The sequence below is a fragment of the Methanosphaera sp. BMS genome (assembly GCF_003268005.1).
In the GTDB taxonomy this organism is placed as follows: Archaea; Methanobacteriota; Methanobacteria; order Methanobacteriales; family Methanobacteriaceae; genus Methanosphaera.
Genome location: NZ_CP014213.1, coordinates 435,846 through 447,587 on the forward strand (window position 1 = coordinate 435,846; position 11,742 = coordinate 447,587).

10 protein-coding genes are annotated in these 11,742 nt (G+C 31.5%); 5 read left to right on the forward strand and 5 right to left on the reverse strand.

All coding sequences use genetic code 11. The features are described from left to right. Positions 1–117: 117 nt before the first annotated feature. Complete coding sequence (locus tag AW729_RS01395; RefSeq protein WP_112123399.1) at positions 118–726, reverse strand: hypothetical protein; 609 nt, start codon at positions 724–726, stop codon at positions 118–120. 352 nt (positions 727–1,078) lie between these two features. Continuing rightward, entirely contained in the window at positions 1,079–1,489 is a 411-nt protein-coding gene (locus AW729_RS01400) for a hypothetical protein (protein ID WP_112123400.1), read from the reverse strand. A 942-nt stretch (positions 1,490–2,431) separates the two neighbouring features. Here AW729_RS01400 and AW729_RS01405 point away from each other — a divergent pair. The 3 genes from AW729_RS01405 (at position 2,432) to AW729_RS01415 (ending at position 4,860) form a co-directional block, all read left to right on the forward strand. Further along, positions 2,432–2,896: a DUF2798 domain-containing protein gene (locus AW729_RS01405; RefSeq protein WP_112123401.1), complete on the forward strand. Its 465-nt coding sequence runs from the start codon at positions 2,432–2,434 to the stop codon at positions 2,894–2,896. 672 nt (positions 2,897–3,568) lie between these two features. Beyond that, a complete protein-coding gene (locus AW729_RS01410) occupies positions 3,569–4,027 on the forward strand; it encodes a helix-turn-helix domain-containing protein (RefSeq protein ID WP_236951244.1) in 459 nt (152 codons plus the stop codon). Between the two features lie 107 nt (positions 4,028–4,134). Beyond that, entirely contained in the window at positions 4,135–4,860 is a 726-nt protein-coding gene (locus tag AW729_RS01415) for a transposase (protein WP_112123402.1), read from the forward strand. A gap of 649 nt (positions 4,861–5,509) precedes the next feature. On the opposite strand, the gene AW729_RS01420 is transcribed toward AW729_RS01415, so the two are convergent. Next, positions 5,510–6,391, reverse strand: coding sequence for an alpha/beta hydrolase (locus AW729_RS01420; RefSeq protein WP_112123403.1), 882 nt, complete (start codon positions 6,389–6,391; stop codon positions 5,510–5,512). Between the two features lie 109 nt (positions 6,392–6,500). Continuing rightward, on the reverse strand, positions 6,501–6,629 hold the full coding sequence (locus tag AW729_RS11610; RefSeq protein ID WP_257791404.1) for a hypothetical protein: 129 nt from the start codon (positions 6,627–6,629) through the stop codon (positions 6,501–6,503). A 359-nt stretch (positions 6,630–6,988) separates the two neighbouring features. On the opposite strand from AW729_RS11610, the gene AW729_RS01425 reads away from it, so the two are divergent. Continuing rightward, positions 6,989–9,865, forward strand: a complete 2,877-nt coding sequence (locus AW729_RS01425) for an Ig-like domain-containing protein (protein WP_112123404.1) — start codon at positions 6,989–6,991, stop codon at positions 9,863–9,865. Between the two features lie 166 nt (positions 9,866–10,031). On the opposite strand, the gene AW729_RS01430 is transcribed toward AW729_RS01425, so the two are convergent. Continuing rightward, entirely contained in the window at positions 10,032–10,742 is a 711-nt protein-coding gene (locus AW729_RS01430; protein WP_162685723.1) for a hypothetical protein, read from the reverse strand. Positions 10,743–10,987: 245 nt separating this feature from the next. Here AW729_RS01430 and AW729_RS01435 point away from each other — a divergent pair, with 245 nt between their 5' ends. After that, positions 10,988–11,722, forward strand: a complete 735-nt coding sequence (locus tag AW729_RS01435) for a hypothetical protein (RefSeq protein ID WP_112123406.1) — start codon at positions 10,988–10,990, stop codon at positions 11,720–11,722. Positions 11,723–11,742: the final 20 nt, after the last annotated feature.

Consider the following 11,742-nt stretch of genomic DNA (forward strand, 5'->3'; position numbering starts at 1 on the left):
TAACTCTTTTAATAAAATGGGTAACCTGTGAATATGTATAATAATTCGATTAAAAAAAAGATAATGTGATGCATATAAAATATGCAATAATATAAGTCAACAAATCATAATCGCTATTTAAGTGATTGTTTCACCTTTAACCTCTTCAATCTGATCATAAAGGAAATCCTCATCAATACCCAACTCATTAAACTTATCCTTCATATCCGTGTGGACACTTAAAAATGAATCGGCCTCCAACTTATATTCACTGGTCTTATTACTATAATCACTAATCTCCTTATTTTTATCTTCAATCAAAGATAAAGTTCTTGATGCTCCAATCTGACCATTCTGATATTGTTCATAAATATCAGAACCCTCCAACATAGTAGTATAAGTCCTATTTTCACTATTCAAGCGATTAATCTGAATATCAATAAATTCAATGTAAGATTCATTAGAAAGCTTAGACTTCAAATCCTGCAACATTAAAACTTCTTTGGAAGTAGTGTTAATTGATTCCAGGGTATACTCTTTAATGTCCTTATTTGACGGTGCGGTTTGATTTCGTATTATATCACCCTTAGCATCACTTTTATTTTCAATGTCACTGATATTCTTAATACCATTATAGAATGCCTGTACTTCCAGATCATGCAAATATCCCGAAATGCCAATATAAGCTAGGGGAGCTATGATAATAATTAATAAAACTATAATTATCAACTTGTTTCTTTTTTCCATACAATATCACCATGTATATTTATGTGTAATATATATGTACCTTTCAAATATTAAAGGTACAAGATTACTTTTTACACTTTGACATGTACCAACAATTTATTTTTACTTCCCAATTCAAATGAAGTTACAGATTCATGTTTGGTAAATAATTGATCCAAACGTAAATGTTCTATTCTCCCATTTATACTTTCCATGAAAAGTTTTAACATATTCTTACCAAACTCTTCATTTTTCAATCTAGGGTATATCCTCTCAAAACATCAATAAAATACTGGAAATATATTTTAAAAATAAAATAACTCCTTATAAAATAAAGTGATGAAGTGGATATTTTATCAAAAAATCCAATCATTTAACTCATATAATCCTGATATGTATTTCCTTTACTATCTCTGGTGGTTAATACATTAGTTTTAGGATTATATGATTCTTTTATCCCACCTTTTGTATCTATATGTTGAACACCATTACTATCAGTGTATTCTTTCACATAATCACCATATTGTGCCGAATAATGATATCCACTATCTGAATTGCTTTTCTTAGATGAGCTACTGGTTGTTTTTTTAGTAGTTGTTTGTGTGGATGTATTATTGGTAGTATTGTTACTTTCATTTAATGAAATATTGGATGAATTGTTCACAACAGTGGTATTATTTGAATCCGTAGAGTTACCATTGTTACCAAGCAAAATGGTAGCTGATATAACAGATACACATATTATTATCCCTACTGCTAAGATTAGCAAACTTCTTTCTCTCAAATGATTACCTCCTAAGATTAAATGTAATATGTGTAAATATATATTTTTATCGTATATTAATTATTACTATGATAATACACTCTCATATTTCTTTAATGTTTGTGTTTTTCATGAACAATACACTTATGACTACTCCACTAAAAATCACACAATTCACAAGTTTCTGAATAAAAAAAACAAACATCATTCTCAATAATCAAAGTCACAATAGATTCCATAACAAAAAAAGATATGAAAAAGAGGACATGGCTTGGAATGAGAAAAAAATCATTGAAATATATGCTGAAAGACAAAAACTCTAACAAAGAAAGACATGCCACATGGAAGAGCAATATAAAAAATATGCTAGGAATCTAACTCTTCGATTGTCCCTCAAAAGACAGAATGTCTATCAAAAAAATTAACCAACGTAATAACAGGTTACATATTGATTCAACCATGAAACTAAATATCGCATCCACATTAAAGTAGCACAAGAAAAAAATAATAATAAATACAATAAATAGATAAAAAAATGAATATACAATGTTAACTCTGACCAAATAACAATTGCAATATCTTCTAAATATGATTTCACTTCTCTTCTAATGTAATTTAATCTTCTTTTTTTCTATATATTGGTTATTAAGTCATAACAAGTTTGGAAATTAATTTTCAAGAAAACGTATCTTTTTAATCTGGAGAATAAGTATATAAACTTCAACATAGATAACATATAATTAGTAAAAGTCCATATTTCTATGGCTTTTGAAAAACATGAATTTATTCTAATTGAAAGTAATAAACTCATTGTTCATAAAGATATTTGTATTACTTTATGTTCGAGAATATTGTTTATATGTAATTTAATGGGGATGAATCTCTAAAAAAGAGTATATTCAATTTATTTTCAAACAATTAATAATATAATTTTCTTAATGTAATGATTATAAAGTGATAACGATGACGGAATTAAAATGTAAAGAATGTGGAAGCACTGATATAGTTCAAGAAGGAACCCAATATCTATGTCAAGCATGTGGTACAAATTTTTCAGATGAAAACCTGAATCAAGACGAGGTTGAAGCAACAAACAATCAAACACCTCAACAATATGATGGCACAACACAACAATATGGTGCTGAACAGCAGAATACATACAATCAGCAGCAAGTACCTGCAAAAAGAAAAAGTATGATCATTTCAATGATATTATCAGTAATACTTGTAGGATTTGGATTAGTATATCTAGGATTTATAAAAAGATGGCTCGTTGCTCTAGTCATATCTATTGTATTGTCAATATTGTTTTTACCCTTAGGTTTCATATGGTTTTTATACATGTTATATGACACATATGCATGTACTAATGCTATAAACAACGCTCAAGTACTACCTAAATTAGCTGGTTTCATTGACATGGACTAAAGTTTATAAATTACCTTTTTTTAAATTTTTTTATCATTTTTTTCAACACCAAATATGGATTTTTTCGTGACATAATTTTAAATTAAGTGTATGTATATATTGAAATTTCATATTTTTAATCGACTCGATTTTTGATAATTTGATTTTATTAATCTAATGTTAACATCGTACCGATTAAAATCTACTTTTAAAATTTTAAAGATAATGATTTATATTATAATATTTAATAAGTTAAATATTGAAATTATTTATCTAGTATTTTATTATTTTAAAGTCGATATTGAATTTTTATTTTTTCACATAATCAATGTACATGTGTAGGTATCATTTTTGAATAAATATTGAAAATATTAATATCTTCCAATGAATAACAACTGAACTCCAAAAGATAATGGATTCCAGTCAAGATGCAATAATTATATATGAAATATCGGAGAAATATTTAAATAGAGAACTAATTGGAATAGAAATAAATCCGATGGAATTGATTACCTAACCATCCTCAGTGAAAAATACATTTTCAATGGTGGACAATCATCACCCTATTTTCAAGGTTTTATATTACTTATTTCTCAAGAATACGGAAAAATTTCGGTTTTATAGTAACTTACCAAACTTTTAATATATATGTTTTATATATATAATATTATGTCAAGAAAAAGTGAAATTAATGTGGATAATAAAACTAATATTACAGAGATTAGAAAAGAATTAGCTGGATGTAAAGATACTGTAAGGTATTATGAACGTCTAATAGCTATGGAATATATTTTAAAAGGTCATACTATCAAAGAAGCGTCTGAATTTGTTAATGTGTCATATAATACAGTCCATAGATGGGCTAAAATTTGTGAAAAGAGTGGATTAAGTGGTTTAAAACCTAATTTTGGTGGTGGAAGACCCTCTAATTTATCATTTGATCAATTAGTTGAATTGGACCAATATATAATGAATCATAAAGGTATGACCCAATTAGATGTATTAAATCATGTTAAAAATGAATACGAGGTTGAATATAGTTTAAAACAAATAGGGGTTATCGTAAAGAAATTAGGATACAATTATAGTAAAGCATATCCTAGATTTTCTAAAACTCCCGATGATGCCGAAGAACAACTAAAAAAAACTTAAAAGAACATTATGTAACTCAAAAAGACATAATAGTTTTATTTGACGAATCCTCATTTCAAAATCAACCTAATAGAATTAGAACCCTATATAAAAAAGGAACAAAGAATATGGCAATTGTTTCACCATATAAATTTAAAGTAAATGCAACAGGTTCATTAACAATTAATGGTAAAAGTGATTTACTCACTACTCACTCTTCAACAGCTCCAGAAGTAGCTTTAGCATTAATAAATCTTAGATTATCTAATATGAATAATTTAAATAACAAAGATATACTTTCAACAATAATTAATGATATAGACCTTTCTGAAGAAGAAGTAACGAAGGGTTTAAACTCTAAAAATATGCCCAAAGATAAATTCTTAGAACTTATTGGAAAAACACTAGATAAATATAGTGAAGAAAATTTAGAAACTATTGCAAGAATTTTAAGTAAAAAATGTAAAAGCGTTTCGACAGATAATGTCTCTAAAAGAAGAAATGAACAAAGAGAAATTATTCTAGAGTCAATTGATACAGAACTAGTTAGAGAAATATGTAATAAAGAAGACAGAATATGTTTAATTTTAGATAATTACAGCACTCACAGATCAAAATATATTCAAGAAGTGGCTAAAATATTGAATATTACTTTAATTTATTTACGACCTTATTCTCCGCATTTAAACCCTATAGAACAAATATGGATAATATTAAAAAGAAAACTAAAACAATACGACTTAGAATCAGAAGAATTTCTCAATAATACAATAATCCAATCCTATGCTGAAATAATCAATGATAATCATGTCATTAATAACTGGTATGAAAAATATATACCAAAAGTTTGGTAAGTTACTATAATCTCATTAACTATATTTTCATTCCATACCTGGATATGGGTTACCTGCTTATTGTTGTTAATGAATGCTACCTGAATCCATGTACCGTCATGATACGGATACTATATGCACCATTGTATACCTTAAATCCGTGTTCTATCGGTGCATGACCGAAGGGATCCCAAACGACCAATATTACCTTTTGCATAACTCCTCTAGGCGGAACGTGCCTTTTTACATCAACGCTATGATTGGTGTTTTGGAACTATTATTTGAAACAATTTGCTTCTCTTCTAACTCTTGAGCATCATAAAATCCTCAGCTACGACAATACCCGTGAATACCAGTAATACCATCGCTGCTACTAATATTATAGCATTTCCTGTTCTCATAAAATTCTCCTCTCCATTTAATAATTATTCTTGTTATTTATAAGATTGCTATAATAATAACTCATATATAAAAGTTATGAAAAAAGGTATTTTTAATCCATTCAATTTTCATATCATAGCCTATAATTTACGGGCTCTAAACGTCAATGGATCTAAGCATACTTTTCCTTTTTTATCACTTCATTCCCACTCTGGCAGTATAATTAGCTTAATACTCCATTATGTGTTCTGTATCATATTTTAATGATTTCTTTACATTTAAAGCTTAACTACTTCTCTAAGATTACCTCAACAATATGTTTGTATGCATCCTTTGATTCCGGAACCAATGGATAAATCGGGTACACATGAGTCATGTTCTCACCGATATTCAATTGGGCATCGACACTGGCATCTTTCAGTTTCTCATAGAATTTGACGACATCAGGGTAGAATACTTCATGTGTTCCAACGAATAGGGTAGTTTTTGGAAGCTTTGAAACATCACCATATAACGGACTTATCCTGTAATCCTTCACATCCAATTTTCCCGCCCAGGTCTTGCCCATTTCACGAATACCATCCACTCCAAGCATGGGATCAAATTCAACCTCATCATAATCCCCGGACATTGACACGTCAAGCCAGGGAGAGATAGCAATCAGGTTAACCGGTTGAGTCAAGTCATTTTCTCCAAGATATTCACAAAATGCCACCGATAAGCCTCCACCAGCTGAATCACCCATTATTATGATAGGCTTATCCGTTTTTAAAAGTGATTCGTATAGTCTTGTTATGATTCCATAGGTTTCATCATATGTATGATTTGGAGCAAGTGGATATATTGGTGCAAATACCGTTGCATTGACATCCTTTGCAAGCTTATCACAGAATATGATGTGAGGCTTTCTAATCTCGTTTACATATATTCCACCATGAAGATATATGACCACATGCTCGCTATCCGGGTTATCATTAAAGACTATCATCTGACAGCCATGAAGCGTTTTGCTTTCAACCTTGCTTTGATATAATATCTTCGGCAATTTGTAGGTCTCATCCTCCTCTTGTGATCGCTGCTGCATATGTTCATCGGCCTTTTTGGCATCATCAACGTATTCGCGGTGCTTTTTATCCATTACCTTTTCCACAATCCTTGACATTTTTGACATAAATTATTCCTCAATAGTTATCTGTTATGATGTGTAATTTTATATATCTACTCATTTATATACTTGTCATCCAGGATTAGCCTTTAAATCTGGTAAATCAAGGGATATTTCATTTGTCAATCGTATTGGAGGTACCGTTTAATCCAAACAGGTCTTGAACAGTCAATATGAAAAACTCCCCCATATCAGCGTTATTATATTGTTGACATGCTTGAATAAGCATGATGAGGATCATCATGAATAGGTTCACTGATAGAAAATGAAATCCAAATCACATTTCTACTATTAGCCTGCACGTAGAATGTGTACTGGAATGTAATCAACATAACATTCACATAAATATCCCATTGATTCTATGCATAAGAAAACAATGCTGACCGTAATATTATCCTGCATTATCACACTCATCCGCGTTGATGGAAAAAACGACTTCAGAATGCTTTCTAAAAAGCAATATTTCCAGAATCACAAAAGCCTACTGAATTTAATATTGGATAAAAATAAGTATTAGTTAAGAAAAAACATTAATTAACTTATGTTATTCAAAATATAAGGATTCTAATATTAAAAAATATAAACTTTAAAGGAAGATTGGATATGAAAACCAGGAAGATAATACTGTTGGTTGCACTGCTTGTAGTACTTATGGGTGCAGTAAGTGCTACCGGTGTTTCAGATGAAACACTTGGTGATGATACGTTAGATTCAAGCGATAGGGTAGCACAATATACTACACCTGCAACTGTAGAGGAAAGTGTAACAAGCCAACCAAAAGAAAGTAAGAAAATAGTAAAAGAAGAAAAGAATAGTAAAACCGCAGGTAAAACATATGATGTAAATGACTATGACACACTACACAGCGTGCTAACAAGTGACGTATATGACAGGCTGACATTAAACATCAAATCAAACGTCAAACTAAAAGGCAACACAGAACTCAACGAAGCAATAAAAACAGTGACAATAAACGGAGGCGGAAAAACGATTGACGGGAGTAACTACTATCAATTCCTCAGAATCGAATCAGCTAATGTAACAATAAACAACGTTAAGATTATCAACTGTTATTCAACGGATAACGGTGGAGCAATATATAACTCCAATGGTAAACTAATCATAAATAATACTGTACTGAGCAATAACATTGCCTACGATGATATAAATCGAAAAGATAACTATGGTGGAGCAATATACAACGATAAGGGTATTTTAAACATCAGCAACTCTACACTCAACAACAATCAGGTACGTACTGATGGATGGGCTGGAGATGCTTCTGGTGGAGCAATATACAACAACAACGGTAAACTCACAATAAGTGCGTGTAAACTAAACAACAACTCCGTATTAGGATATAACGGTAACGGGGGAGCAGTATACACGGGTGGAAAAGCAACCATAACAAACACTACCTTGAATAACAACAGGGCTAACAGCAACGCAGGTTCCAGTTATGATGGTTATGCCTATGGAGGAGCGATATATAACGTCATGGATTTGACAATGGAAAATATGACGGTAAATAACAACACCGCAGTTAAGGAATCACGTATGTCAACTTATAATAATGGAGCAATATATAACTCCAAGGGTAATCTAATCATCAATAACGCCACACTAAAAAATAATATAATCGCAATATGTAGTAACGGTACTTTGACCATGACAGACAGCCGGATAAACAATGACACAATAGACAATGATCATGGAAAAATGACGATAAACAACTCCACACTAAACAACAACTCATCAATATCCAACTATTACGGCAATATAATACTAAATAATTGCACGCTAAAAAACAGTAAATATGTATATAATGGTACTATGTGGAGTGGATTTGACGTTACCGGTGGAGCAATACATAACATGTATAGTACCATGACCATAAATAATTCTATATTAAAAAATTATGAACTATACTCGGTTAATGATGATGCCGCCGGTGGAGCAATATACAATTACGAGGGTAAGATGACCATAAACAATTCATTATTAGACAACAATACAGTTAAGGGAGAATATGAGGATAACACACTTGGAGGAGCAATCTACAATGAGGGAGATTTAATCATCAACAACACCACCTTCACAAACAATACGGCACCATCCGGTGGGGCAATATACAATGAGGGAAACCTTAGCATAACCAACTCTATACTGGCAAACAACAAGGCCACATATGGAGGGGCAATATTCCACAATGGAAGTAACTTCAACATGACAAAAAGCATATTCACCAATAATACCGCAATCAATGGAGCGGCAATCTATAATCATGGAAAAGCATCAATCGAAGAAAACACATTCCAGACAAACAAGGCACAAGTCGATGGAAAAGCCATAATAAAGGCGGTATATGCAACAACATCAAACAATACCAACGCGGAAACATCTAAATATAGTGGAACAATATACACGAGAACATATGCCGATGTAACAATAATAAACAATATATTTGACGACGGAATAAAGTATACAAAGACAACAGTACAAACAAATAATGGAATAATAGGAGAAAAACTAACATTAAAGGCAACAGTAACCGATACAAATAATCAAAAAGTTAATGAAGGAAACCTGATATTCAAACTAAACGGAGTAACCATAAAAGACAACGGAAAACTAACCGGCAGCAATAATCCACTTAAGGTCAAAGTAGCCAATGGAACAGCCACTGCCACGATAAAACCCGACCTGGATATGAGAAATGCCGACAAGCTCACAGCACACTACATCGGAACAGACCTGTATAACGCCTCTGCCAGCAGCACGGCCAAAATACAAATAATACAACGTAACGCCAGCATAGTAGTATCAACCAACGTAAAAACAATCAAACAGGGACAGGTGCTAACACTAATAGCAAAAGTATATGATACCACCAATGGTAAAAAATCAACCAACCTGACAGCATTCAATGACCAATTCGTCTACTTCAAGGTAAACGGCATCACACTAAAAGACACAAAAGGAGCAATGCTCAAAGTAAAAATAGTAAACGGTACCGCTACCACCCAATACACAATACCACTGGGACTATCCGGTGTAACAGACGGCAAGACCATGACACCAAAAAATCACACCATACTCGCCGGTTTCTACAACAAAAACTACCAGGAAGACATAAGAAACACGACGTACTTCCAGGTAGAAAGATCAAACATCACCATAACCATAACAAACGCTACCGTAAACGCCAAGACACATAAACTGTCACTCACCGCTACAATCAGGGACTACCTGGGCAATATCGTTAAAGGACCAAACAAGTGCGTAATAAAAATCAACGGCATCAGCCTCAAAAACGGTACACAAGCAAGGTACTACTATTCAACAGATGGAATACTCAACATCCAGAACATTGACATACCATCATACACCAACTATAAGACAATAGAGATAGTAACACAGGACAGACTCGCATATAAAAGCCAAAGAAATACCACGACAACCATAAAAGTAACCAAATAAAACCCTAACCTCCACCCCCTTTTTCAACAATGGATTACTATAAGTAAAAAAGATATTTAAATCACTACAGTAGACATTGATGACAATTTGTAATATAAATTATTGAAGATAACCACCTATCAATGATGGATTTTCCACATAAATAAATCATGAAAGTATACCAAATCTAGAATCCAAAGAATTTAAATCTACTTAAATGTTTCCGCATAGTATTTCTTGAATTGGCAGATAACTTTTGATTAAGCAGAATGTCTGCATAATCCTCGTAGTAGTAAATAGCATTATGAAATGAATTGAATTCTAGGTAAACTTCATCATCCAGTTTGTCCATAATATCATTAAGCAACTTACATGCGAACTCATATTCCTCAAGATTTACTAATTTCTTAATATCCTCTCTCATAAACTGTTTCAATGGCTTAGCTAGAGAATTCATATCATAATAACCACCATAGCTAAAACCGGGAGCCTTAGCATTATTAAATATTCGATTAAGTTTCTTTTCATATTCCTTCTTATCAATCAATGAATTAGTCTGGAAGTGTTTAATAAAATCATACTTAAACTTCGGATTATTTCTAAATTCCTTTTTAAGAAACGAATTAATCTTTGTTTGACTTATATTTTTTAATATATTCTCAGTATCCACATTCAAAACTGATTCATTCTTATCATAATACTTTCTATGATCTTCTAATAACTCTGGATATTCATCGATAAACTTCAAAAATATGGCTTCATGCAAACAATGTGATTTACTTGAACATGAACAGAACACATCAAGAAACAAATCCTCTTCCAGCAATAACTCCACATTAAACTCACGACTTGTTTTAACCTTTCCCTTAATTGACTGAGGTGTATGTTCAATATCCACAATTTTACCCTTAAAATTCTCAACCTTTTCCAGGATGCTTTTACTATACATATATCTCCAATTATCCATACGAATCATCAAATAATTATTTCAAACAATATAATTTCTATATAATATATTTAATTTTTCAGTTTATATATGTCAACTTCCCAAATATTCTAAAAGATAATAATATCTCCAATATAATATGAAATTATTTATTACCATTAGGATAATATAATTTAATATAAAGGAGGGAAAAAAGTATGAGAAAAAATTTCAAAATCCTGCTAATGGGAGTACTGGCACTAATTCTTGTAGCCTCTGCAGCTGCATATGTGCTACTTACACCACAATACAAACAAATAGAACTAAACGGATACAAAATGGAAGTACCAAAAAGCAATGCAGAAATAAGTATGATAAATAACAACTACAGAACATATGAGGATAAAGAAAACAACATAACAATAAAATCATATGCATTAATCAATCTAAATGAAACCAACTATACAGGAGCAGGTGATGTAGGAGCACAGGTAGGATTCAACATAGGAAACAATACCACAATAGAAAATAAGACAGTACTAAACCAAAGCGGAAAATACACATACTATGACTTAACCGCATATCAAATGATAGTAATCACGGCAGACAATTATGAAACAATGTCACACATACTAAAAACATTAAACAAAACAGACATACATCCAAATACAGAAAACCTGACGGTAAACTTAACATCATTAAACAACACCAATGATACAAACAACACAACAACAACCACTAAAAAGACCCAATCAACGACTAAAAAAAGCAGTTCAACTTCAAAAAAATCAGGCAGTGATACATTTTATGTAAGTGATCCAGAAGGTAGTGGAGAATATGTTGGCGTAGGAGAAGGAACATACCGAAAAAAATCAACAGGGGAAGTCTATGTTGAATATGGTAGAGGTAACTTTAAACGCAGAGCCGATTTAGATAATAAAGTAGGTTATTAAGATAAACTACTTGTTATCTT

Coding starts and splice junctions, on each gene's coding strand:
- AW729_RS01420 (WP_112123403.1), bottom strand. CDS start 6,391: ATGTCAAAAATGTCAAGGATTGTGGAAAAGGTAATGGATAAAAAGCAC.
- AW729_RS01425 (WP_112123404.1), top strand. CDS start 6,989: ATGAAAACCAGGAAGATAATACTGTTGGTTGCACTGCTTGTAGTACTT.
- AW729_RS01435 (WP_112123406.1), top strand. CDS start 10,988: ATGAGAAAAAATTTCAAAATCCTGCTAATGGGAGTACTGGCACTAATT.
- AW729_RS01415 (WP_112123402.1), top strand. CDS start 4,135: ATGGCAATTGTTTCACCATATAAATTTAAAGTAAATGCAACAGGTTCA.
- AW729_RS01395 (WP_112123399.1), bottom strand. CDS start 726: ATGGAAAAAAGAAACAAGTTGATAATTATAGTTTTATTAATTATTATC.
- AW729_RS01405 (WP_112123401.1), top strand. CDS start 2,432: ATGACGGAATTAAAATGTAAAGAATGTGGAAGCACTGATATAGTTCAA.
- AW729_RS11610 (WP_257791404.1), bottom strand. CDS start 6,629: ATGATGATCCTCATCATGCTTATTCAAGCATGTCAACAATATAATAAC.